Raw genomic sequence first — 23,901 nt, forward strand, 5'->3', positions numbered from 1 at the left:
GGTTGTGCTCTGGCATAACCATGGCGATTGAGAATAAGCCATAGAGAGGGCTGTCCAGCTCGCCAGCCATATCTGCGGTCACGAAGACTACTGGCTTGAGGTTCTTACGGTAAATGGTTTTCTCGACCGTCGATTTTTCAATCGTCACCAGGTCCGCGAGCGAAAAATAGCGACCGTCTGCACTTTTTACTCTGAGAGTCAGAAGATTATTCAGACCGGTTTTATCACCTTCGGGTAACTCCAGACGAATCGGCAAAGGGTACTTCTGTTGGCCTGTATGAAGGTAACTGACATCTTCACCACCCAGCGCGGTATTAATTGCCTGCACAATGCTGGCTTGCGCTACACCGACATGAGCAGCGCGTTGACGGTCGATACGTATCAGCCATTTCGCCTGATCATCTTCAATCATATCGTCGGTATCAACGATATCGGGTGTCGCTTCAAATACTGCGCGCAGCTGTTTTGCCGCAGCTATCTGGCGTTCGTAATCGGGGCCATAAATTTCAGCGACAATGGGCGCCATTACCGGTGGTCCTGGCGGTACCTCAACGACTTTTACATTGGCATTCATTTTCTCGCCGATAGCTTGCAGAGGTGCACGGACTGACAGAGCAATGTCGTGGGACTGGCGATCTCGCTGATGTTTATCGACAAGGTTGACCTGAATATCGCCCTGATGAGGAAGCCCTCTCAGATAATATTGCCGTACCAGACCGTTAAAGTTGATAGGCGCCGCCGTACCCGCGTACATCTGAACGTCACGGATTTCAGGAACCGTCATCAGCTCTTCAGACAAAGCTTCCAGCACAGCGAGTGTTTCCTCGACGGGGGAGCCCTCAGGCATATCTACCACGATCTGAAACTCTGATTTATTGTCGAAGGGCAGCATTTTCATCACTACCGCAGTAAATACCGGCAGTGACACTGCGATCATGATCAGAAGAGTAATAGCGGCAAACAGTAATCCGCGTTTTTTTCCTGCACCTTTGCCTTCAATAAAAGGTCGCATCGATTTATTAAATACGGCATAGAGCTTTCCTGATGCTTCGTCATCATCGTGCGTTGCTGGTGAGTTCTCGTGTTTCTCTGACACTTTTCTAAGCAGCTTGTATGACAGCCACGGCGTGACGACAAAGGCCACAACCAGAGAAATAAGCATACCTGTCGAGGCGTTAATCGGGATTGGACTCATATACGGGCCCATTAATCCAGAAACGAACGCCATCGGCATCAGTGCAGCAATTACCGTAAACGTAGCCAGAATCGTAGGGCCACCGACTTCCTCGACGGCGGTTGGAATAACTTCAATAAGCTTTTTGCCGCCTTTATGCATATGGCGGTGAATATTTTCTACGACGACGATGGCATCATCGACAAGAATACCAATGGAGAAAATAAGGGCGAACAAAGAGACACGGTTGAGGGTGAAGCCCCAGACCCAGCTTGCAAATAAAGTGATGGCGAGGGTAATAAATATGGCGCCGCCAACAATAATGGCTTCGCGCCAGCTCATGGTCGCCAGTACCAGAACAACGACAGCGACAGTCGCGAACAGGAGTTTTGCGATTAACTTGTCGGACTTGTCCTTCGCAGTAATACCATAGTCACGAGTGACCTCGGCAATAACGGTGTCTGGAAGCAAGCGGTTTTTCAGTGCAGTCAGCCGCGCTTCAATGCCCTGTGTGATATCGACTGCGTTTGTGCCTGGCTGTTTGGCTATAGCAAGAGTGACGGCTGGCAGGCTGCTGTCCATACCAAGAGCCCGGTAGCTGACGTATTGCTCTGGGGTGTCATTGGCGAGCGTTATGTCTGCAACGTCAGCCAGATATACCAGCCCGCTTTGACTGCGACCGACAATGAGTTGGCCCACTTCAGAACGGTCGCGGAGAAAACTTCCCGCCTGAATCTGAATAACCTCGTTATTCTGGACGAGTGACTGACGATAGCCTCCGACATTCGCGCTCAGAAGCGCATTCCGGACATCGCTGAACGCGAGTCCGTGACCATTCATACGTGCAGGGTCGAGTTTTACCTGCAGAACATCTGACTGAGTACCAATGCTGTAGATATCCCGCGTACCAGCTATCTGCTTCAGATCCGTCTCGAGTGTATGTGCAATGGCGGTCAGTTCGTTGGCGCTGACAGAAGCGTCTTTGCCGCGCAGGGTAATACTCATGATGGGCACATCATCAATGCCCATCGGTTTAATGACCGGCTCCATGACACCGAGGTTGGGTGGAAACCAATCTTTGTTGCTGTGCACCTGGTTGTAGAGATTCAGGATCGCTTCTTCGCGAGGAATGCCGACTTCAAAAGCGACCGTCAGTATGGCTTGTCCAGGCTGACTGATCGAAAAGATATCGTCGACTCCCTTTATTTCAGACATTACCTGTTCTGCAGGGATCGAAACCAACTGCTCAACATCCTGTGCACTGGCTCCCGGATATCCGATGAACACATTTGCAAAGGTCACGTCGATCTGTGGTTCTTCTTCTTTCGGCGTCACCAGGATGGCGAAGAAGCCAAGTAATAAACCGACGATGGCGAGGAGAGGAGTAATCGCGGAGTTCTGAAACGCGCGAGCGGTTTTTCCTGATATACCCAGAGGCTGTGTCATGGTGTCCCTCACTTACTTAACATCAGGCTTAGCATCGGTGTTGGCATTTCGGGCAATATCACCCAGTTCATCAAGCGCATTGACCACGATGGTTTCGCCGGCATTCAGACCCGCCAGAATTTCGTACCAGGTTTCTCCCTGGTGTTGTTGAGGGAGTTGTTGCGGGAGTTGTCTTTGAGCACCGACGCGCACTTGTCTCAGAGTAGAGCGTTCGTTCATTGTGACAAAGACAGCGGTCATTTCGCCACGGCGCAGAATTGCAGCTTCGGGAACGAGAATGGCAGGGCGTGAGCCTACCTGAAGCTGAACTTTAACCCACTGGCCCGGAACGACCGTCTGGCTCGTTTCTTCCGCAAGTGTTGCGCGCAGACGGACACTGTGGCGGCTGCTGTCTGCGAATGGGTAGAGGGTAACGTCAGTTGCTGGTGCGTGTGTGTCTTTTACCTGAATACTGACCTGACTGGTATCTGAGTACTTTGCAGCGATACGCTGTGGAACGTCTGTCACGGCGCGCATTGCGCCAGTGCCATAGCCACTCATTAAGGGTGTTCCCGGGCTGACAAACTCTCCGACTTCGACGAATCGTTCCATGATGATACCGGCGTAGGGTGCTGTGACCTCGGTGTAAGAAAGCTGTGTGCGGGCCTGACGCAGAGCTGCTTTAGCTGCTTCGACGTTGGCAGCTGAACTTTTCGCCTGTGCTTCCGAACGGTCGTATTCACCTTGAGAAAGTGTGCCTTGTTTAACCAGTCGGGCATTGCGCTTCAGCAGTGTCTGGGCGTCGTCGTTGAGTGCCTGGGCTTGAGCGAGCGCTGCTTCTGCTTGAGCTACCGCCGCCTTTTGTTGGGTGTTATCGATACGGATGAGTATCTCGCCATTTTCTACTCTGTCACCGACATCGCCATTGATTGAGAGAATATTGCCACTCGTCTGTGCTGAAATCGTACCTGAGTTGACTGCTTCTATAGTGCCGTCGAGGTTGAAGGTATCTGGCAGCATAGTTTCTGTGATGGTGAGTGTCTCTGCCATCGAGTGAAGAGGCATCAGGATAACGCTGGTAAGCAATGCGCTGTTCAGAAACTTCTGGAGACTCATGATTGTTCCTCTCTGGTTCTCTTCGGCTTATTCACTTCTGGCGGTTTCTAATCTGGGCCGGAAGTGATCATAATATTACTACTTGGTAATATGCTAATAAAAGAACATGTGTTGCGCAACTTTTCTGTGCTGAATGATTCAATATCCTTCCATGTCCACTCCAGACAGAACAGTAGACAGAGTAGATGACTTTCAGCAGAACGGGGTTCGTCGTTGAGGGGCTTCAGAAATCAGTAAAAGGGTCGTGCCAGTCGTCAGGGACGTCGGGCCAGTGGAAGCCGGACGGGTTTGAAAACACGCGCTGCTGTGCCTGGCCGTCGTTGAACTCCAAAGCCCAGGCATGCAGATAGGTCCGGTCGGCTTCATCACCACCATATCGGGTGTCGCCGAAAATAGGGGCGCCGAGGCTTTTCATCGCAACACGCAGCTGGTGAGTTTTTCCGGTATGAGGCTTCAGCAGAAAAAGGCGCTCCCCAAAAGAGGTGTCAAGCCTGCTCCAGAACCGGGTGATTGCGGGGTTATCAAGGGTGCGTAGAAGGCGATAACTGCCGTTTCGGGCTTTACCCATATCACCTTTGATGATGCCCTGCTTCTTCTTTGGGCGCTGCCGCGACAGGGCAAGGTAGTACTTACTGGTTGTCCGCTCTGCAAATTGCTTCGACAGGAAAGCGGCGCTCTTTGCTGAGGTGGCGACCAGAACCAATCCGGAGGTGACTTTATCCAGCCGGTGCACAGGCCAGAGCTTCTGGCAAAGGGCAGCCTCGGCTGCGGCGAAGAAGCCCGGCTCTCCGTCTTCACTGTGAAAGCTTTGGCCTGCGGGTTTATCCAGTACGAGCCAACCTTGCCCCTGAGCAATGACTGTGGGCTCAGTCACAGAGGGTTCAGTCACAGAGGGTTCAGTCACCGAGGGCTTAATCAACGGTGTGCGTCCTGCTCCATGATTTCGAGAAGACGTCTTACCAGGGCTTCGAAGAGCTCTGCTTGCTGATTACCTGACTCGGCGGTTGTGGTGTACATCAGGCTTTCTATCTCCGCTCTGGACATGTACTTAACAGCAACAGGGTTCGTCATAGAGGTTCCTTACGGGCAAGCTGTTCTGATCAGAAGCGATAGCTGATCAGAAGGTTTGAAAGGATTGGGGCTGGTGGCGTGTCGTTTCCGGTGGCTGCCTTATTTTCCTGGCGGTAGTCACGGGTATCGCGGTAGGTCGCCGCGATTTCAAGAGTAAGGGCCTTGTATTGGTAACCTGTGCCAAGCTGCCATCCCCAACCATTAAATACCTGTGGGTCAGCCTCGCCATTACGGCGCACATCAATCACTTCGCGATGCCATGCAGGCCCTGTGTGAATGCGGAACCCAGGCTGGGCCAGGCCGTAACCTATCATCATCTGGGTCTCATAGCCCCAAAGTGAAGTATCGCCCTCATCGAGTGCGTAAATAATGAAGCGGGAGCCGTGATAGTTGTCCTGTGGAAATTCGGCAAAGATCGTAGTGCCTGACTGGCGGAAGTCCGGCATGTAGTCAGGAGCTGGGTGAACGTCGTACTTCAGGAGGCCAGCCCCGACTCTGAAGTTAGTAGGCTCAGCATGTACAGTATCGACCGTTGCGAAGATTGTTGCGAACACACCAATGAGCGGCAATAGCAAGCGCATGATTTGGGCTCCAGATTAAGTCCCGCAAGGCTATCCCAGTGAACTGTCGCTGGCAAGCGCTACCAAGCTGGCGTCAGGCCGGGTAAGCTAACACTCTGTTCGCTCCGTCGAACAGATACATTCTCTACCGGTTTTAGCGTGTTATATGAAGTGTGAGCCTGGCTGCGGCGCCTGCTGCATTGCTCCGTCGATTTCCAGTTCGATTCCCGGAATGCCTGAGGGTAAGCCTGCGGGTGTCCGCTGTGTTCAACTCGACGAGGACAACCTTTGTCGTTTGTTTGGCGATCCATCACGTCCGGATGTCTGTCATCAGTTCAAAGCTGACCCTGATATTTGTGGCGGGGGGAGTAAACAGGCCATGGCCAATCTGATTGAGTTGGAACGCATCACCTGACCGAGCTCGTTGACTGGAGGCAAACGTGTATAAATTCGTATTTTTTGTGCCAGAGGACCATCTGGAGCCAGTGAAAGAAGCCGTATTTGCTTCTGGGGCCGGCCGGATCGGTGACTATGAGCATTGCTGTTTTCAGAGCCTAGGAGAGGGCCAGTTCCGCCCTCTCGAAGGTGCACAGCCACATATCGGCAACGTTGGTGACATCGAGAAAGTCGTGGAATACCGCGTCGAACTGGTCTGTACCGACGATCTGATCAAAGCGGCGGTCGCTGCAATGAAGTTGGCGCACCCGTACGAAGAGCCTGCTTACGACGTGTGGCAGCTCGCCGATATCTGATCGTCAGTCATTGCCCGCGTGTAAAGCCTGGTCGGGGCGGATATCAAATACGTGAGGCCCGGTAGCGCCGTCGATAAAGCGCTTCAGTGTTTCTGATACCGTTGGGAAGGCGATCTCATCCCATGGGATTTCAGCGGGTGTGAAAAGCGCAACCTCCAGACTTTCAGGGCCGGCAGAAAATTCGGGTACCTGCATGTCAGCGAGAAAGAAAATATGGACCTGGTTTATGTGCGGTACGGTAATCATGCTGTAGAGGTTACCCAGTACAGGACGGGCTTCCGCTTCTTCCCGGGTTTCTCTTAGAGCCGCCTGTTCGGTACTTTCACCGTTCTCCATAAACCCGGCAGGGAGTGTCCAGTAGCCTTTGCGCGGAGAAATCGCGCGTTTACAGAGCAATATCCGGCCGTCAAAGACCGGAAGTGTCCCGGCAACGATTCTGGGGTTTTCGTAGAAAATGGTGTCGCAGCTATGGCAGATGTGACGGTGACGGTTGTCGCCCTCAGGAATGTCGAAGGTGACTTCAGCGCGGCAATGGCTGCAGTATTTCATGGTGGTGGCCCCCAGTAGAACTGAGGGCAGTATATGCAATCAGCTATTAGCCTGCATAGGGAAGGCGAGCACCTGCGCCTGTAACGGTGTTTCAAGTGGCATAATAACGTCGTCGGTGGTCTGACCCACAGCGGCGTTCAGAGTCTGGCGCATTGTGTAGAGTGAGTCGTGCATCATTTTGGAGATTTTGACGCAGGCACTCATTGGGTTGCTGGCTCGGCGGCGCTCCATGTCAATCTGGAATTGCAGGCCACGTAAGCGGCGGTGACAATTTGCTGGTGCTTCGGCGATGGTTTCTTCAATCAGTTTCAGGCGGATACGTTCCAGTGTTTCAGGATCGTTCTTCGCTAAGCGAACCATTTCGTCAAAAGATGGCATGTCCACGGCTCAATACCTCGTATCTGTTTCTAGATTCTGCAAGTCGCGCATTTGCATATTTCGGAAACTAGTCTACCCCAAGGTGAAAGCGTCAAACATACAACGCTGCCATTGTTTAACCTGTCTAACTATCTGATTATCTTGAAAAAAATCTTTACTGTAACTTTGTGTTACTTAGAAAATTGTTATAAATCAGTGGGTTATCCGCTTGTTCAGCGAAAGTGGATTGCGGTTTTTCTAGTAGGTTAGATTATTTAATTTATTGCTCTGATTATAAAATGATCTATAAATCGGGCAAAATACGACAATTAATGTGGTTTGGTGTTTTTAGTATTCAGTGACTGCGATTTTTTTGACAGGGCGCACGGATAGCCACGGATTACCTCTGAGCTTACAATGGCCATATGACGAATATGCCCCTACATGATCTGTTGTCGATGAAGCATCAACAGTTGACCCCCAGACAGATTCCTCAGCCTGACCTTGCTGAGGCCGGTGTCTTGCTTGCTCTTACCGATGAGCCTTCTCCAAATGTTCTTCTCACTCGCCGGGCCGCACATCTGTCTTCTCACAAGGGAGAAGTGGCCTTTCCCGGTGGTAAACGAGACCCGGAGGACGACAGCATTGTAGCCACGGCACTTCGTGAGGCGCATGAGGAGGTGGCCCTGCACCCCGCGGATGTTACCGTCATCGGGGAGCTTGATCAGGTGGTCAGTCGTTTTGGGTATCTGGTGACTCCGGTTCTGGCGATTATTCCGCCTGGGCTTCAGCATGTGGCCAGCCCTGACGAGTTGGATGCAGTATTTGAGGTGCCGCTGTCGTTGTTCACTCAGCCGCCCAGTCGCTATTTCGAACGCGGGGCTATTCGCTTACCGAGCTACGATTTCGAGGACTTTCATATATGGGGGTTAACCGCCATGATGATTGCCGAATTTATGAATAACTTCTGGGATGCTGATATCAGTCTCAAGTACTGATCCTGTGGCCCCGGAACTCTGAATTACCTGTCGAGGCTCATCACTCGTCAGAGCAAGAGGTACTTTATGTTTTACCGAATCGATGACCGAACTCCAGAAAAGAAAGAAGGCGTATTTGTCGCCGGGAATGCAACGGTAATCGGCAGCTGTGTTCTGTGTGAAGAATCGAGCATCTGGTTCAACGCTGTGCTGCGCGGTGACAACGACGTTATTACAGTGGGGCCACAGTCAAATGTTCAGGATGGTGCAGTTCTGCATACAGACTCAGGCATTCCTCTGACCTTAGGGAAGGGGGTGACTGTTGGTCATAATGCCATGCTGCACGGGTGTGATATTGGTGATTATTCGCTGATTGGAATTGGTGCAGTGATTCTGAACAAAGCACGTATCGGTAAGCACTGCATTATCGGTGCGAATGCTCTGGTTCCTGAGGGTATGGATATTCCTGATGGTTCTCTCGTGGTGGGGTCTCCAGCGGTCATTAAGCGAGAGTTAAATGATATGCAGAAGAAATTATTAGAAGCCAGCGCCGCGCACTACGTGCAGAACGCTGAGCGTTATACGAATACTCTGGAAGAAGTTGATTTATGACGGACACAAACGAAGCGCCGCTCAGATCACCTTGTGTCAGTATCTGTGCTCTCGATGAAAATAATGTCTGTCTGGGCTGCTACCGCACCGGTCAGGAAATCACAGACTGGGGCAGCATGACGAACGACCAGCGTCGCGAGGTGATGCAGTTGGTCGGCGAGCGGGAACGCGCCGCAATGAATTTTTTTAGTGTGGACGCCTCTGCCGAATAAGCAGTACGTACCATGCACGTTTAACAGATTTGGATTGATATTATGACCACAATTGGTACTCCGTTCTCACCTATGGCAACCCGTGTTCTTCTCTGTGGCTCGGGAGAGCTGGGAAAAGAAGTTGCAATTGAACTGCAGCGTCTCGGCTGTGAGGTCATTGCCGTCGACCGCTACGCCAATGCGCCTGCTATGCAGGTGGCTGATCGCAGCCATGTTATTTCAATGCTTGACGGTAAGGCTCTTCGTGAGGTGATTGAGAGTGAAAAGCCTGCTCTGATTGTTCCTGAAATTGAAGCCATTGCGACAGAAACTCTGGCTGAACTGGAGTCAGAAGGATTTAACGTGGTTCCAACTGCGCGTGCGACTCAGCTGACCATGAACCGTGAAGGTATTCGCCGGCTCGCGGCCGAAACCTTAGAAGTACCAACATCTTCGTATCAGTTCGCCGCTTCCGATGAAGAGTACGAGGCTGCGGTAAAGTCCATCGGACTGCCATGTCTGGTGAAGCCGATCATGAGCTCCTCAGGCAAAGGCCAGAGTTTTGTTAAATCAGAAGATCAGATTAAAGCCGCCTGGGATTACGCTCAGGAAGGTGGACGTGCTGGTAAAGGTAAAGTCATCGTTGAGGGTTTTGTCGACTTCGATTTTGAAATCACTCTGTTGACGATCCGACATGATGATGGCGCTGGTAATACCGTTACGAGCTTCTGTGATCCTATCGGGCATCGCCAGGAAGATGGCGATTATCAGGAGTCCTGGCAGCCGCAGGCAATGACGGATGCCGCTTTAGCCAAAGCAAAGCAGATTGCAGAAAAGGTCACGTCAGAACTCGGTGGTCGGGGTCTGTTTGGTGTCGAACTGTTTGTGAAAGGTGACGACGTTATCTTCAGTGAAGTGTCTCCTCGTCCGCACGATACTGGGCTGGTGACTCTGATCTCTCAGGATCTCTCTGAGTTCGCTCTGCATGCGAGAGCGATTCTTGGTTTGCCGATTCCGAATATCGTGCAGACTGGGCCTTCAGCGTCTTCAGTTTTGCTGGTGGCCGGTGAATCGACCAATATGCAGTTTGGTAACCTGACTGCGGCATTGAGCCGACCAGATACTCAGGTACGTTTATTTGGTAAGCCTGAGGTTGCTGGTAAACGCCGATTAGGTGTTGCTCTGGCACGTAGCCAATCTATCGAGGAAGCACGCGATACAGCGAATGCTGTGATTGCCGATATTTCTGTCACTTTATAATGACGAAACCATGAAAACAGCACTCATTACCGGAGGCAGCGCTGGCCTTGGCAAGATCACTTCTGAGACTTTGGCAGGTCTTGGCTACCGGGTAGTGATTGCTGCGCGAGATGAAGTAAAAGGCCAGAGAGTGGTGCGGGAAATATTGGAAAAACATCCCTCCGCAGACGTCGAATTCGCCCAGGTTGACATGGCTGACTATGCGAGTGTGGCTGAGTTTGCAGAAACGATTGCCTCCCGCTTTGATCAGGTTGATCGTTTGATACTCAACGCTGGCTTATTTACCTCGTCGATTCGTAAGAATGACGCGGGCCATGAATATATGTTTGCGGCCACGCACATGGGGCATTTCCTGCTGACTCACAAGTTAATGCCTCTGCTTAAGCGTTCTGATGATCCCCGCTTGATCGTAACCAGTTCTGTCGCTCATTGGGTTGGTAATATTCTCGATTTTAACGCGACCATCACGAGTCCACCGCGAGGCGACCGCTTCCTATTTAAGCAATTCCTGCTGTATGGACGCTCTAAACTAGCCAATATCCTGTTCGTTAACGGTCTTGAAAAGCACTTGAAGGACAGTAATGTAAAAGTATTTTCTTTTCATCCAGGTGGGGTGAAAACCGAGTTTTACAGGCAGTTTCCTGATTTGTTTGTGAAGCTGTTTTTCCCATTTCTTATTTCTGAACGAAAGGGTGCTGACACGCAGATATTTCTGGCGACGGATGATTCAAAGAGCCGGAACGGTGGATATTGGTGTCGCAGAAAACCAGGTATCAGAAGCCGGTCATCGCGTAGTGAAAAGCTTACGGATGACCTCTGGGACTTCAGTAAAGAGGTTTTTGGTATTTCTACTTTCGGTGAGTCATAACAGGACGTTGGTCGATTCAGGGCTGCAGATCTGATCTCTTCCTTGTGATTTGGCCTGATACAGAAGTTCATCGGCTGCCTTAAGCAGAGTATCTGTTTCGTCCGAGCTGCCTGGTTGGCGTGCAATTACTCCAATGCTCGCGGTCACTCTGATGCTGTGACCAGAGACGGAGACAGGTACTTCTCTTATCAGGGACAGAAGAGTCTGCGCTGCTGCGCTAGCGGTGGAGAGATCTTCATCGGCCATCAGAATAATAAATTCTTCACCGCCATATCGGGCACAGACTGCATCAAAATTTTTAGCAACTGACTGAATACGGTTAGCGATATCGATCAGGCAGGCGTCACCTGCGGGATGGCCGTAGTGATCGTTAATGGCTTTGAAGTGGTCTATATCTAACAATATCAGGCTTAACGAAGATCCGTCATAGGTAGCGTTCTGATGAAGTCGCTGAAATTCCTGATCGAAGTGGCGCCGGTTAAACAGGCCCGTCAGCGGATCGGTGATACTCGCCTGATGCAGTTGTTCGTTGGTTTTCTCCAGCTCAACTGTTCTTTCGCGCACTAACACATCCAGTTTTTTATTCAGCTTTTGCTGTGTTTGCAGCAACTCCGCATTGCTCAGGCGCACGGCCAGCTCGGCCTTGTGCCTCTTGTACTGTTCCCAGCGCATACGTTGAGAAAGTAATAGTGCGTAGAAAATGGCCATGATGGTAAAGCCTACGTCGCCTGCGGAGCGGGTGACGGGTGTCGACACAATCAGACCTGTTTTTTCTAATATTGTGATGCCCATTCCTATTAACAGAAATGTACTGGCGCTGAAGCCGTAATAAGCGGGCTCGTACTGATCAAGGACTCTTATAGCCTGTGAACTGATGACGACCAGGGTAGCAAAAATGGCGTAGCCGGTAAGAAGCTTGATGGACAAGGAGTAGGGAATGTACATGGCGGCTATGGCCAGTATGACCCCGGAAGCAACAACCGCATTGAGGGCTTTAGAATACCCTGGACGGCTACGAGGCAAGTCGAGTGTCCTTTGTATGTAAAATATGCAGGACAGCGCAACGAGTGCATACGACCACGACAGAAAGTGGTTACTGTGTCGCCGGAGGCTTTCGAATGCGTATGCGTTTATGTAGCCCTGAAAGTAAGCGAAGATGCTGACCAAAGTAATAAGGAAGGCCGAATACCAAAAATATGAGGGTTCTCTGAGCTGGGCAAACAGAAGCAGGTGGTAGAGGGCAATCCCCACTAATATGCCGTACATCATCATGTCGAATACGGTTGTCCGGACCGAAGATGATACGAACGCACTTTGCGCCCAAAGTGTCAGCGGTACATTGAGAGTCGCCTCGGTTTTCACTCGGACAATTATCTGGTGCTCACTCATCGCAGGGAGTCGGAAATCGGCAAGCAGATGTGGATGCTGTATCTTCTGAGCACTTGCAGGGCGTGTGTCACCCAACTGATGAAGGGTCTCATTGCCTGATTCATCTTTAATATACACATCCACTTCATCGAGCAGAGGGTAGGGGAAATCGAGAATCAGGTTTTGTGTCTCGGATGAGGTATTGCGCACGGCAAAGCGGATCCAGAGGTTATCTGGGTTGAATCCGAAAGTAAGTGTATCGCGGGCGACTTCCCAGTCGGTATTCATTTGCGGACGATCTGGAGATGCCTGCAACCTGTATTCCAGCCCTCCTTCGAGGTTGTAGTGTTCGAACGAGTTTCCCGTAATGACTGTGAGTGCCTGCGTTGGCATGCAGAACAGTAATACGAGAAACAGTGTTAGTCGCATATCGGGATAGTCCAGTGACGGAAGATTGAGGTAGTCAGTCATGTGTGTCAGCGAGTATGTCGTTTCCAAGCCGTTCTACTCATAAAAAACCCGCTGTAACAAAGGTAGTTCAGAAATGTAGAATGCGCAGCATAGGCTGGATAGTTAAGAGATATTTTGAGTGCTTGACCTGAGAGTTACTCGCAGGTTTATCGTACACTGAGTTCGAAGCTAAACAGGTGAGTGAGTGTATGAAAGCGAGTGAGCTTGCGAAAAGGTTTGCCGTGAACGTGAATACCGTTCGGCATTATGTGCGGTCGGGGCTGCTGACACCCGGTAAAGATGCTTCGGGGTATCATAGTTTTGGCCACGAAGAAGTCAGGCGACTCTCGTTTATTTTGAGGGCTCGGGCGCTGGGCTTCACGCTGGATGATATCCAGCAACTGCTTTCGGATGCTACCCAGGGGCAGTCTCTTTGCCCTCATGCCCGTGAATTGATTGAGCTCAGGTTGAGAGAGGCTCAGGAAAAACTGATTAATATGCAGGCTTTGGTAAAGCGCATGGAGTCTGCGGTGGAAGAGTGGAAGAAATTACCGGACTGTTCCCCTTGTGGCGACCATATTTGCCATCTGATTGAAGGAGGTCACTATGAGTGACGATAAGAAAAGCTGCTGCAGTGCGTCATCTCCGGCAGACACGTGCTCAGATACTTCCAGTAAGCCTGCGGCAGAAAGTACTGGTTGTTGCGCTGGTAAGCCAAAAGAGCCTGTCAGTAGCTGTTGTGGCCCCGAGGCTACTGCTAGCAGTGGTGATGCTTCCTGTTGTGCTCCCACCGACAAACAACGCCGTGACTGGATTATGTGGACCTGCTTACCGGCGGTGGTGGTGGGCTATCTGGGCTTTCTGGTCGTCGGTCATACCGAGCAGCTTCCTGATTGGCTGGGCACTATGTTCCATACCAGCTATGAAATGGTGAATGCCATGTGGTGGGGAATACTGTCAGCGGCGTTCTTCGTTGGCATTCTCGGGCGGATTCCGCGTGAAGCGATCATGTCGGTACTCGGCAGGGGAGGCAGTAAGCGCGGTATATTCCGGGCGACGCTCGCCGGGCTGCTGCTTGACTTGTGCAACCATGGCATCCTGATGGTCGCGATGAAGTTATATGAGCGTGGAGCGAGTATCGGACAGGTGATGGCGTTCCTTATCGCCAGTCCATGGAATTCCCTGACACTGACACTTATTCTCGTCGGTTTGATCGGCCTGCAATGGACGTTACTGTTTATCCTTGCATCATTGGTGATCGCCTGGATCAGCGGTTGGATTTTTGATCGCTTGTGTGACCGGGGTGTCCTGCCCGGAAACCCTAACACTGTGGAGTTTGACGACATTGCGTTCTGGCCGTCTGTGAAAGCATCCTGGAAGGAACACGACTGGCATCCTAAGGCCTTGCTCCAGATGTTCTGGGGCGGATTGAAGGAATCCAGAATGGTGCTGAGATGGGTGGTTTTTGGCGTTGTACTGGTCGCCTTGATCCGAGCTTTTGTACCGCCCGAGAGTTTTGGTGTGTGGTTTGGGGCAAGTATGTCTGGGCTGCTATTGACCCTGCTGGCCACAACGCTCATTGAGGTCTGCTCTGAGGGATCGAGCCCCATCGCTGCCGACCTGTTCAATCGAGCCGGGGCTCCTGGGAACGCGTTCACCTTTCTGATGGCTGGTGCAGCGACAGACTATACAGAGATTATGGCGTTGAAAGATACGACACGTAGCTGGAAGATTGCACTGTTTTTGCCTCTGGTTACGGTGCCGCAGGTTTTGGCTATCGGTTGGATTATGAACGTGGCAGGTACGTGACACTTGCAGGAACTCCTTGGTCAAAGGATACTCTGTATAAGTATTGAATAACTTTGGGGTTCCATATGCGTATGTCTCGTCAGCTGGCTCGTTCAGGAGTGCTATCCGGGGTACTGGGGATTGCGGCAGTAGTGACTGTTGCAGGGTGCTCGAGTACTCAGGTGGATCATGCGGCCGGGCGCTCACCAAAACTAATCCCTCAGACCTTTTTTGAAGGGAAAATCTGTGCCGATGGCGTGGTTCGTGATCGCAGTGGTGCAGAAATACGTTCGTTTAACGCACGTATCGATGCCAGCTGGGATGAGAATGGTGTCGGTACATTGGATGAGGTATTTTACTTCTATGATGAACCGGGTGCAGAAGCCAAGCGTGAAACGCGGATCTGGACCCTTACGCCGGCGCGGGAAGGTGGGCGAGAGGTACTCAGTGCCAAAGCCTCGGATGTTCCTGAGGCAACCACCATGGAGTGGGCGGGTAACGCGATTCACATGGCATACACTCTACGTTATGGTGAGCCAGGTGATACGATTGATCTGAATATGGACGACTGGATGTTTCATGTCGCTGATGGTGTGGTCGTTAATGAAACGCGCATGACCAAATTCGGCATCCATGTCGGTCAGATACTGCTGGTGATGCGTAAGGTCGATCCCGAGACGCAGTGTCTGTGATTATCCGAAAAACAGACTATTAGCTGGTATTTCGATAGCTACCTGATCCATTCAATACAGAGGACGTAAGTGTGATTGATCACCTGAGTACATATGCACGTGACTTTCTCAAAACCAGAGATTTTTATGCGGCTGCCTTCGAGCCTTTAGGGTACTCACTGCAGATGGAGTTCACTGCTACCTGGAACAAGTATTTTCCGACTCAGAGAATGTGTGCCTTCGGCCGTGAGGGAAAGCCGGTGTTCTGGGTTATTGAAGTGAAAGAGACATTTACACCACGACACGTTGCTTTCTCTGCCAAAGACCGTTCTGGGGTCGATGACTTCTATTCTGCTGCGATGAATCAGGGAGCTGAATGCAACGGAGAGCCGGGATTACGCCCACAATACCATGAGCATTATTACGGCGCCTTTGTGATCGACCCGGATGGCAATAACATCGAGGCAGTCTGTCACACACCGGAGTGACTGGTAATTCTCAGGATCAGCGAGCTTGCAACATTATTCAGCCGGGTGATTTCTGTCACCCTGTCGCTTGTTTTTTCCGTCATGAAGGTTTGCAATATCAGCTCGTTAATCCCTGCAACCAGCGCCAGAGCTTCCTGTCTCGATAAAGCGTGATTCAGCTCCGCTGACGAGCGCCTCAACTTTGTCTGACTGCTGAGAAACTCCGCAAAGGTCTGACTGATCTCTCGTCGTACTTCCAGGCCACTCTGGCCGAGAGCCGCCACCTCCACATATAAGGCGTACATAAGAGTGGGGTGTTCGGCGATGAACTGCAGATACCCGGATGTCACTTTTGTCACAGTTTGTGGCCAGTCATCAGCCGCGTCGTATGAGCTGATGATACTGTTCATAATGCGCTTGCTTGTCGTTCGAGCCAGCGCCAACAGACATTCGTCTTTGTTCGTAAAGTGCTCGTAGAAGGTGCGTCGCGATACTTTGGCACTGCTGGTGATATCAGCCAGGGTGACGTCGCGATAGCGCTTCGTCGCCATTGCATTTTCCAGTGCGGAGAGGAGCCTGTCTTTATGGTCGCTGGCAGGTGCAGTCATTCGCTTTTTTCATACCGCTTATCGTAATTTCACTCAAGTATAGCGGCTGGTACTTGACAGTACCAGTGCTGATGGATAGGTTGGTACGCAATAGTACCAGTTGGAAATTCCAGATCTGGTGAAACTTCAGGGAAACTGTCTATGAATACTCCAGAGCGCCACGGTATCCATATCCATACAGCCAGAAAAATAGCATCTCCTATTTTGTTGACGATAAAAGATCAAGCAGCTGCCGAGCCGAACTCCGTCGAGTGGCAGGAATTGGGGCAGCAGCTTTTGTGCGGCGATCCATTAGCTGACGATGTGGCGGCCTGGTTGGCAACCAGTGAAGGGCAGTGGTCAGTGATAGAAAGAGCGCTGAATATGGATGGTGAAGATACCTCTTTGCTACCTGCTCCGTTAGAAGCATTTATGCGGCACACTCTTAAAAGGCCCGAATGGCTCGATGAAGCCTCGTTGAACAGGGGCTGCGATGTCGTCGCCAGGTCAGGTAAGACGGGGATGCGTATTCTCAGGGATTTCGGCCTGATGGCTGGCTATCAGGCCAGCGCGATTAACCAGACTCTGTTGAAAACCGGCGCACTTGAAAAGGGAGCACAGCGCAGAGTGGCTGAAACAACGAAATGGTGGATGGATTGTACTGAGCCGGGCTCTGTCCTACCCGGTGGTCAGGGCTTCGCTACGACTCTGCGTGTCAGACTTATTCATGCCATGGTCCGGCGGCAACTCTCGGTACGCAAAGACTGGGACCATGATTATCTGGGCCTGCCAGTAAACCAACTGGATATGCAGGTCACTTACCTTGCGTTCTCAGTTATGTTTCTTCTTGGTCAGCGTGTGCTCGGTGTACCTGTTTCGAAGGAGGAGGGTGCGGACGTTATGCACCTTTGGCGCTACATAGGTTGGCTGATGGGTCTGGACGAATCTCTGCTGGTCGACAATGAGCAAGAGGGGCGCATTGCTTTATATCGTAACCTGCTGAGTCAGGCTCAGGCAGATGAGGGCTCCAAGCAGCTCGCACAGGCGCTGATGGATGAACCTCTGGAGCGTTACTATCCAAACGCGCAATGGCTACGAAGTCACTGGGATAAAGAGGTCCATCTCAGTATCCTAAGGCTGTTTGTTGGATCTCAAGGCATGCGCACATTGGGTTTACCTCCGTGTCGCTGGCCCTGGTATCCGTTTCTTTTTGCGCCGCTAAACGCACTCGCGCATACGTTTTTTCGACTTCTGCCCGGTGGGCGTGCATGGCTGACCCGCCGCGGTCGGCGGGCGCAGGAACGCATGCTTAAGATACTGTTTGGTGCCTACAAACCTCAGATCAGGCAGGTTAGCTGAACATGTATTTTTATCTGGTGTGTTGAAATTATCGATGAACTCAGAGAATCCGAGCCTTCATTCTACAATAGAGCAATTACGTTGAAGTCAGCCCTGTTACTGGTAGGCAGCCTCGCAGTGGCCGTTGGTTGTGCTGCGATTATGCATAACGGACCGGCCGATGTTGCACAGAACCGCCCGGCGCATCATATGCCTGATGGCACCTTTGTGAATACTGATGGCAAGGCAATCAGTAAATCCTTCAAAGATCTTTTGCGTTGGCGTTGGAGCAGGAAGGAGCCGGCCCCTCAACACTTCGATGTTATTCAGCCAGACCCTGATGTCATCGCGAAGCCAGCCATAACTCAGATCACCTGGTTGGGGCACAGTGCTTTTCTGTTACAGGTAAAAGGTAAAAACATCCTTACCGATCCGCATTTTTCGAAGCGCGCATCACCTCTTAGTTTTTTAGGCCCTGAACGCATCGTTGAACCTCCGATGACGATTGAAGAGCTCCCCCACATTGATGCCGTGGTTATTTCTCATAACCATTACGACCACCTTGATGAAGCGTCTCTCACTGAGCTCTACTCGCGTCAGCAAGATAACCCGCCCTTATTTCTTGTGCCTCTCGGATTGAAAGAGGAATTATCTGGTTACGGTATTGATCAGGTTGTTGAGCTTGATTGGTGGGAGTTTCACGAATATGAGGGCATGACTCTGACAGCGCTCCCTGTGAAACACTGGTCTCAGCGAACCTTCTTCGACAGAAATAAATCACTTTGGGCTGGATGGTTAATTGATATTGAAGACTTTCGCATTTTTCATACGGGTGATAGTGGCTACTCAGATGACTTCAGAAAAATCGGCGAAGATTACCCGGGCATTGATCTGGCTACGATTCCTATTGGAGCCTATGACCCACGCTGGTTTATGAAAGACGCGCATATGAGCCCCGAAGAAGCGGTGCAGACATTTATTGATCTGAAGGCTGAAAAAGCCATCGGAATGCATTGGGGGACTTTTATTTTAACGGACGAAGAAATGGATGAGCCGCCGGTCAGGTTGGCTGAAGCATTGCGGGAAAAGGGGATTGAGGCGAGTAACTTCCCGGTCATGGGACATGGCGAGATTTATCAAGTTACTCATCTGGACTAACAAATAAAAACTCCGTGAGGAATAGGGCTACCAAATAATGCAACGGTAGCCCAGCCCGTTTTATCGAGGAATTTCGAGAATTACTGCGACAAATAAGCGCGAAGTCAGTCTTTGCCTGAACGCTTACGCTGGGCTTCTTTGTAAGCCAGCTTTTCTTTTCGGCGCTGGTCGCGGATGTCGTTCAGATCGGCGCCCAGATGGTCTAGACCTCGCTCGCGAGCAAGCTGCATCTGCTGCTCACGCTGACGGAAACGTTCCTGTTGTTCCGCTGTGTATTCGTTAATGCAGTGATGGCAACTGACACCGGCTTCATAGTCGGCGTGTTCTTTGTCTTCATCGGTGATAGGGCGTCGGCACGCATGGCACAGATCGTAATGACCTTTGTTAAGCTGGTGATCGACACTGACACGATTGTCAAAGACATAGCACTCACCTTCCCACATGCTGTCTTCAGCGGGTACTTCTTCGAGGTATTTCAGAATGCCTCCTTCGAGGTGATAGACCTCTTCAAAACCCTGCTCCTTGAGGTACGCGGTGGATTTTTCACAGCGGATACCACCGGTACAGAACATCGCCACTTTTTTGTGCTGCTCAGGGTTAAGTTTCTCCTTCACATATTGTGGGAACTCACGGAAGGTCTCTGTCTCTGGATTGACGGCCCCTTTGAAGGTACCAATACCTATTTCGTAGTCATTTCGCGTGTCGATCAGGGTAACGGCGGGATCTGAGATTAAATCGTTCCAGTCCGCAGGCTTTACGTAGGTGCCGACAGTATGGCGAGGGTCGATGCCCTCTACACCCATGGTCACGATTTCTTTCTTAAGTTTGACTTTAGTCCTATAGAAGGGCATTTCGTTTTCATAGGACTCTTTGTAACTGATGTCTGCGAGGCGATCGTCCTGAGCTAACCATTGGAGCAATTGGTCGATACCTTCACGTGAACCGGCAACCGTACCGTTAATGCCCTCTTTAGCGAGGAGTAGGGTTCCTTTGATGCCGAAAGCGACCATAGCGTCGTGAAGTGGCTCACGTTTTGCTTCGTAATCATCAAGTGTCACGAACTTGTACATCGCACAGATGACGAAAGTATTGGGCTGACTCATAAAGAAACCTACTGGGTCTGAGGGATCGGCGGAACCGGTTTAGTGGTCGCCTGATACTGGTAAACACGGGCCTGAGAGGCTAAACGCGGCGGAGTATACCTGAAAGTAGTTTTTGCGGCATGCCCTGTAGCTTTTCAGGCCGGGTCTGTGTGAATTAACCCACAGTCCATTGCGATGGACTAGAGTTAAATGTGAGCAGTTCACAAAAACTGAGCGGAAGGGTTCTGATTATGTGGCTAACCATAGGCTTTGCTTGCCTTGTACTTTATGCAGTAGCGATGTTAATGCACCGTTTTACGGCAGAATGGAAGGGCGTGCCGGGTGAGTATGCAGGAATCAAGTACGAGTACCGGACCCACGAGGGAAAGACAGGGCGTCAGATTAAAGTCGGTATGGAGGTCTCCCTGCGCTATGACTTTGTAATGCGCCGCCATGGTGCGCTTGATCGGCTCCTCGCCCGCATCGGCGTCGACAGTGATAAACGAATCTGTAACCCCGCCTTTGACGCCTCTCTTCTTATTTTGTCTGACGACTTCACTGCTTCACAGGCTCTTGCCGCTGCGCCAGGCCTGAGCGATAAACTCCTGAGAATGTTTAACCTTGGGTCGCCGGAGACAGTGCAGATCAACAAGCTGGTTTGTCGCCGCGGGCGGCTCTGGGCGCTGGTCGATGATAATTCGCAGGACAGAGCGGAGATGAATGCCTTTGCGGATGTGGCTCTGCCAGCCATGGCTGAGTTTGCTGAAATACTCCAGCGACTCGAAGGTCCTGAGCGTCAACAGCGCCCGGATCGCTATGCCGTACCCGCAGTGGCTTTTTTACTGTTGGCGACCGGTTTTCTGACTAAAGGAACACTGGCATGGGTTGAAACCGGAGCGCAATTGCCCGATACCAATCTGATGCTGCAGTCGCTTATGTTCGGGGGGCTTGTTGCCCTGGCGCTGGGTGTGATCACGATTCGTCTGATGCATTACAATTTCGGCAATCACAAGGTGTTTGCGGAGTTGTTTTTCGTTGGCATGTTGGGAGCATCCGCCACCCTATACGCGGACAAAGCAATAGAGAACCGAGCTAATGCAGGCTTTGCGCAGGTGAATTCAGCGCAAATGGCAGAGTTACAACACGCGAAAGGACGCAGCTGAGCAGTGCGCTCAGCTGATTTTCCCGGTAACACGGACACGCTTTGAGCCCGCTTCGACTGGCGCTGCTTTAGCGGCAGCCGCCTTATCAATGCGATCGTCAATCAGGTTCTTGAGGGCGATCAGCAGACCCATGCCGACAAATGCGCCCGGCGGCAGAATAGCAAAGAGAAAGTCCGGATAACTCTCAACCAGAACAATCTTCCAGTCAGCGGCTGACGGGCCGAATAAGAGTTCCATATTGCCGAAAATCTGACCCTGGCCCAGGACTTCACGCAGCGCGCCGAGCAGTACAAGAACAACCGTAAAACCAATAGCCATCATCACACCATCAACCACCGATGGCAGTATCGGATTCTTAGAGGCAAAAGCGTCAGCCCGCCCGAGGATCGCGCAGTTAGTCACGATCAATGGAATAAAAATGCCCAGTACCTCATAGAGCTCGTAGGTGAACGCCTGCATGGTCAATTCAGCGACGGTGACGAATGAGGCGATAATCATGACGAACGCAGGGAGTCGAACCGCGTCAGACACGTGGTTTCGGATAAGAGAAACGGACAGGTTAGAACCGACTAATACCATCATGGTTGCCAGCCCCAGCCCTAAAGCATTAACAACAGAGCCTGTTACGGCAAGAAGAGGGCATAAACCTAGCAGCTGAACCAGTGCCGGATTATTCTTCCACAGGCCGTCGAGGGATATATCTTTGAGTGACTTAGTTGCCATCGCTGTTTTCTCCCGAAAGTGCGTTACCGTAGAGCAGCTCGTCACGGTGCATCTCAAAAAATTTCAGTGCGCGTTTAACAGCGCGAACAACCGCTCGCGGTGTGATGGTTGCGCCAGTGAACTGATCAAAGTCGCCTCCATCTTTCTTTACTGCCCACTGTTCAGGCACAGGCTGAGCGAGTGACTTACCCTCGAAGTTGGTAATCCAGTCAGACTTCCGGATCTCAACTTTATCACCCAGCCCCGGAGTTTCGCGGTGTGCGACGACACGAACTCCAGCAAGCGTTCCGTCGGACTTAACACCGACAATCAGATCTATTTCGGCCGTGTATCCGTCTGGGGCAACTGCAGGCAGAATCACCGCGCTGACTTCACCGTTATTGCGGGCGCGATAAATAACGGCACTGTCTGGCAGAGGGCCCAACAGCTGTTGGTTAAAGCGCTTATCCACATTCATTGTGTCATTCAGCAGGTCGTTGTCGTAACTGCTTGCCGGAAGTATCTCATTCAGCGCGCGGGCTTCGGCCGCTTTGATATTGTATGCGATACGGTCCGCTGTCAGTGTCTGGGCGAGGGCGATCGCACCGGCCGTCACAACCGCGAAAATTGCGAGACCAACAGCGTTTTTGCGTATAGCTGAGAGCAACTCAATCATGATTTCTCCCCCGGCTTGAGGCCACGCTTAGGCTTGCTATGGCCATAACTGCGTGGCTGGGTGTAGGCATCAATGAAGGGAGCCGCGAAGTTCATCAGCAGTACGGCAAAGGCTACGGCATCCGGGTATGCGCCCCAGGTACGGATGACATAAAGTAGAATACCTATGCCGGCACCGTAGATAAGCTTACCTGTCGGTGTGGTCGACGCTGAAACGGGGTCCGTGGCAATAAAGAATGCACCCAGCATGGTCGCACCACTGAGCAGATGCAGTGACAACGGCGTATACAGATCTTCATCCCAGCCCAGAATCAGTGAACAGATGCCTAGTGCGGCGAGCATGGACACCGGAATGTGCCAGGTAATGATGCGTCGGGCCATAAGAAACAGGCCGCCAGCGAGGAAGGCCAGATTAACCCATTCCCAGCCACCGTTGAGCCAGCCATTAAAAGTGTTTCTCTGGAGCAGCTCGTCAGAAGTCTCTTTGCTGATCAGGTGCTTGTATTGATCAAGCGGCGTAGCCCCTGTGAATGCGTCAGCAGTTGAAGATGCGCCCGCAAAGATAATGCTCAAGGCGTCAGTGAACCCGGCAACATCTGACCCGCTGACCTGAAAAGAGGTCACCCAGTTCGTGGTCATCTGTACCGGAAAAGAGATCAATACGAGAGCGTAACCGACCATCGCAGGGTTAAATGGGTTATTACCCATACCACCGTAAATCTGCTTAGCAAAAATGATGGCGAACGAGGTGGCTAAAACAGTGATCCACCAGGGGGCGAGGGGAGGTAACGCCAGGCCCAGTAACAGACCCGTGACCAATGCGGTGTTATCTTTGAGGAAAAAGCTCACCGGATATTTGCGTAGCTTGAGTACAAGCGCTTCAGAAGCCAACGCCGTGATGATCGCGAGTACTGTGTTGATCAGAGTGCCAAAGCCGAAAAACCAGGTCATCACCGCGAGGCCTGGCAGAGTCGCCAGCGCCACGGTGAGCATGATTCGGCTGGTGCGGTTCGGCCCGTGAGTATGGGGTGAGGACAGCGTCAGCAGTGCCATGGTTATACTTCTCCTGTGGTACTGGCCTGAGCTTCAAAGGCTGCCAGTTTATCCAGCTGTTTGTTCAGCGCCTTCTCAAGAGCCTCAACAGAATCCAGGCCCTCGGCACGTGCCATCTCGAGACGCTCTTTCGCTTTCTCCACACGATCTTTCTGAGCGAGTAGCTTCTTCTGGAGTTGTTCCGGGTTCGGCTTTGCCGCGACCATTTCAGCTGATGTGTTGTCTGTGCCAGCGTTATTTGACACTGCAGTTTCGAGTGAAGCGCCCGTGCTGGCTGAAGCATCACTGTTGAGAGAAGCCTCATAGGCCGCCTTTGCTTCTGCGACGCGAGCCTCTTGTTTTTCAACGCCCGCACGCAATGCGTCTACCGTGTCAGCGCCGTCCGCTTCAGCATCTGCTAAGCGTTTTCTCGCGGTTTCCAGTCGGGCTGCAGCGGTTTCCCACTTTTTCTGCAGGCGCTCGGGGCTATTCGGGTCGCCCTTGTCTG

27 protein-coding genes and 1 pseudogene are annotated in these 23,901 nt (G+C 51.6%); 14 read left to right on the forward strand and 14 right to left on the reverse strand.

Translation table 11 applies throughout. The features are described from left to right. The 5 genes from B2067_RS10575 to B2067_RS10595 form a co-directional block, all read right to left on the reverse strand. Window positions 1-2,620: efflux RND transporter permease subunit (locus B2067_RS10575; protein ID WP_301388421.1), on the reverse strand; the 2,620-nt coding region annotated here is incomplete at its 3' end. A gap of 12 nt (window positions 2,621-2,632) precedes the next feature. After that, entirely contained in the window at window positions 2,633-3,715 is a 1,083-nt protein-coding gene (locus tag B2067_RS10580) for an efflux RND transporter periplasmic adaptor subunit (protein ID WP_068439895.1), read from the reverse strand. 223 nt (window positions 3,716-3,938) lie between these two features. Further along, complete coding sequence (locus B2067_RS10585; protein ID WP_301388422.1) at window positions 3,939-4,604, reverse strand: TIGR01621 family pseudouridine synthase; 666 nt, start codon at window positions 4,602-4,604, stop codon at window positions 3,939-3,941. Between the two features lie 26 nt (window positions 4,605-4,630). Next, window positions 4,631-4,786, reverse strand: coding sequence for a cell developmental protein SirA (locus tag B2067_RS10590; protein WP_068439891.1), 156 nt, complete (start codon window positions 4,784-4,786; stop codon window positions 4,631-4,633). Window positions 4,787-4,815: 29 nt separating this feature from the next. After that, window positions 4,816-5,367, reverse strand: a complete 552-nt coding sequence (locus B2067_RS10595; RefSeq protein ID WP_297532948.1) for a hypothetical protein — start codon at window positions 5,365-5,367, stop codon at window positions 4,816-4,818. Window positions 5,368-5,512: 145 nt separating this feature from the next. Here B2067_RS10595 and B2067_RS10600 point away from each other — a divergent pair, with 145 nt between their 5' ends. After that, entirely contained in the window at window positions 5,513-5,761 is a 249-nt protein-coding gene (locus B2067_RS10600) for a YkgJ family cysteine cluster protein (protein ID WP_301378430.1), read from the forward strand. A gap of 25 nt (window positions 5,762-5,786) precedes the next feature. After that, window positions 5,787-6,098 (forward strand): YqfO family protein, encoded by a 312-nt coding sequence (locus B2067_RS10605; protein ID WP_301388423.1) that lies wholly within the window; start codon window positions 5,787-5,789, stop codon window positions 6,096-6,098. 3 nt (window positions 6,099-6,101) lie between these two features. Here the strand turns inward: B2067_RS10605 and B2067_RS10610 are convergent, their stop codons facing one another. Both B2067_RS10610 and B2067_RS10615 read right to left on the reverse strand, forming a co-directional pair. Then, window positions 6,102-6,647, reverse strand: a complete 546-nt coding sequence (locus B2067_RS10610) for an NUDIX hydrolase (protein WP_301388424.1) — start codon at window positions 6,645-6,647, stop codon at window positions 6,102-6,104. Between the two features lie 39 nt (window positions 6,648-6,686). Continuing rightward, complete coding sequence (locus B2067_RS10615) at window positions 6,687-7,025, reverse strand: DUF3135 domain-containing protein (RefSeq protein ID WP_297532952.1); 339 nt, start codon at window positions 7,023-7,025, stop codon at window positions 6,687-6,689. 413 nt (window positions 7,026-7,438) lie between these two features. Here B2067_RS10615 and B2067_RS10620 point away from each other — a divergent pair, with 413 nt between their 5' ends. From B2067_RS10620 to B2067_RS10640, 5 genes are all read left to right on the forward strand, one after another. Continuing rightward, window positions 7,439-8,002: a CoA pyrophosphatase gene (locus B2067_RS10620; protein WP_068439923.1), complete on the forward strand. Its 564-nt coding sequence runs from the start codon at window positions 7,439-7,441 to the stop codon at window positions 8,000-8,002. Between the two features lie 66 nt (window positions 8,003-8,068). Beyond that, complete coding sequence (locus B2067_RS10625; RefSeq protein WP_068438745.1) at window positions 8,069-8,593, forward strand: gamma carbonic anhydrase family protein; 525 nt, start codon at window positions 8,069-8,071, stop codon at window positions 8,591-8,593. After that, the gene (locus B2067_RS10630) at window positions 8,590-8,805 is read left to right on the forward strand and encodes a DUF1289 domain-containing protein (RefSeq protein ID WP_068438746.1); all 216 of its coding nucleotides are present in this window, start codon (window positions 8,590-8,592) and stop codon (window positions 8,803-8,805) included. Before B2067_RS10625 ends, B2067_RS10630 begins: the two co-directional genes overlap by 4 nt. Window positions 8,806-8,847: 42 nt before the next feature. Next, window positions 8,848-10,044: a formate-dependent phosphoribosylglycinamide formyltransferase gene (gene purT, locus B2067_RS10635; RefSeq protein WP_301388425.1), complete on the forward strand. Its 1,197-nt coding sequence runs from the start codon at window positions 8,848-8,850 to the stop codon at window positions 10,042-10,044. Between the two features lie 10 nt (window positions 10,045-10,054). Continuing rightward, entirely contained in the window at window positions 10,055-10,912 is an 858-nt protein-coding gene (locus B2067_RS10640; RefSeq protein WP_068439876.1) for an SDR family NAD(P)-dependent oxidoreductase, read from the forward strand. Here the strand turns inward: B2067_RS10640 and B2067_RS10645 are convergent. Then, window positions 10,907-12,751: a sensor domain-containing diguanylate cyclase gene (locus B2067_RS10645; RefSeq protein ID WP_301388427.1), complete on the reverse strand. Its 1,845-nt coding sequence runs from the start codon at window positions 12,749-12,751 to the stop codon at window positions 10,907-10,909. The genes B2067_RS10640 and B2067_RS10645 overlap by 6 nt on opposite strands. 188 nt (window positions 12,752-12,939) lie before the next feature. Here B2067_RS10645 and B2067_RS10650 point away from each other — a divergent pair, with 188 nt between their 5' ends. The 4 genes from B2067_RS10650 to B2067_RS10665 all read left to right on the forward strand — a co-directional run bounded on the left by B2067_RS10650 (window position 12,940) and on the right by B2067_RS10665 (window position 15,677). Next, window positions 12,940-13,344 (forward strand): MerR family transcriptional regulator, encoded by a 405-nt coding sequence (locus tag B2067_RS10650; protein ID WP_076514635.1) that lies wholly within the window; start codon window positions 12,940-12,942, stop codon window positions 13,342-13,344. Then, the gene (locus B2067_RS10655; RefSeq protein ID WP_301388429.1) at window positions 13,337-14,539 is read left to right on the forward strand and encodes a permease; all 1,203 of its coding nucleotides are present in this window, start codon (window positions 13,337-13,339) and stop codon (window positions 14,537-14,539) included. Before B2067_RS10650 ends, B2067_RS10655 begins: the two co-directional genes overlap by 8 nt. Window positions 14,540-14,604: 65 nt before the next feature. After that, on the forward strand, window positions 14,605-15,210 hold the full coding sequence (locus tag B2067_RS10660; protein ID WP_068437081.1) for a DUF3833 family protein: 606 nt from the start codon (window positions 14,605-14,607) through the stop codon (window positions 15,208-15,210). Window positions 15,211-15,281: 71 nt separating this feature from the next. Then, window positions 15,282-15,677, forward strand: a complete 396-nt coding sequence (locus B2067_RS10665; RefSeq protein ID WP_068439864.1) for a VOC family protein — start codon at window positions 15,282-15,284, stop codon at window positions 15,675-15,677. On the opposite strand, the gene B2067_RS10670 is transcribed toward B2067_RS10665, so the two are convergent. Further along, window positions 15,662-16,264, reverse strand: coding sequence for a TetR/AcrR family transcriptional regulator (locus tag B2067_RS10670; protein WP_068439860.1), 603 nt, complete (start codon window positions 16,262-16,264; stop codon window positions 15,662-15,664). The two genes, B2067_RS10665 and B2067_RS10670, sit on opposite strands and share 16 nt — an antisense overlap. A gap of 141 nt (window positions 16,265-16,405) precedes the next feature. Between B2067_RS10670 and B2067_RS10675 the strand changes: the two genes are divergently transcribed. Continuing rightward, window positions 16,406-17,602, forward strand: coding sequence for an oxygenase MpaB family protein (locus B2067_RS10675; RefSeq protein WP_068439858.1), 1,197 nt, complete (start codon window positions 16,406-16,408; stop codon window positions 17,600-17,602). Window positions 17,603-17,743: 141 nt separating this feature from the next. Beyond that, window positions 17,744-18,739, forward strand: coding sequence for an MBL fold metallo-hydrolase (locus B2067_RS10680; protein ID WP_301388431.1), 996 nt, complete (start codon window positions 17,744-17,746; stop codon window positions 18,737-18,739). A 104-nt stretch (window positions 18,740-18,843) separates the two neighbouring features. Here the strand turns inward: B2067_RS10680 and B2067_RS10685 are convergent, their stop codons facing one another. Beyond that, the gene (locus B2067_RS10685; RefSeq protein WP_068439854.1) at window positions 18,844-19,842 is read right to left on the reverse strand and encodes a rhodanese-related sulfurtransferase; all 999 of its coding nucleotides are present in this window, start codon (window positions 19,840-19,842) and stop codon (window positions 18,844-18,846) included. Window positions 19,843-20,033: 191 nt separating this feature from the next. On the opposite strand from B2067_RS10685, the gene B2067_RS10690 reads away from it, so the two are divergent. Beyond that, a complete protein-coding gene (locus B2067_RS10690) occupies window positions 20,034-20,984 on the forward strand; it encodes a hypothetical protein (protein ID WP_301388432.1) in 951 nt (316 codons plus the stop codon). Window positions 20,985-20,993: 9 nt separating this feature from the next. Here B2067_RS10690 and B2067_RS10695 read toward each other — a convergent pair whose 3' ends face one another. The 4 genes and pseudogenes from B2067_RS10695 to B2067_RS10710 form a co-directional block, all read right to left on the reverse strand. After that, on the reverse strand, window positions 20,994-21,707 hold the full coding sequence (locus B2067_RS10695) for an electron transport complex subunit E (protein WP_068439850.1): 714 nt from the start codon (window positions 21,705-21,707) through the stop codon (window positions 20,994-20,996). Beyond that, window positions 21,697-22,362, reverse strand: a complete 666-nt coding sequence (rsxG, locus tag B2067_RS10700) for an electron transport complex subunit RsxG (protein WP_068439848.1) — start codon at window positions 22,360-22,362, stop codon at window positions 21,697-21,699. The genes B2067_RS10695 and rsxG overlap by 11 nt, the downstream gene beginning before the upstream one ends. After that, window positions 22,359-23,414: an electron transport complex subunit RsxD gene (gene rsxD / locus B2067_RS10705; protein ID WP_068439846.1), complete on the reverse strand. Its 1,056-nt coding sequence runs from the start codon at window positions 23,412-23,414 to the stop codon at window positions 22,359-22,361. Before rsxD ends, rsxG begins: the two co-directional genes overlap by 4 nt. 2 nt (window positions 23,415-23,416) lie before the next feature. Continuing rightward, window positions 23,417-23,901: pseudogene (locus B2067_RS10710) on the reverse strand (hypothetical protein); the annotation flags it as partial.

This window comes from Thalassolituus sp. UBA2590 (genome assembly GCF_002339775.1).
In the GTDB taxonomy this organism is placed as follows: domain Bacteria; phylum Pseudomonadota; class Gammaproteobacteria; order Pseudomonadales; family Oceanobacteraceae; genus Thalassolituus.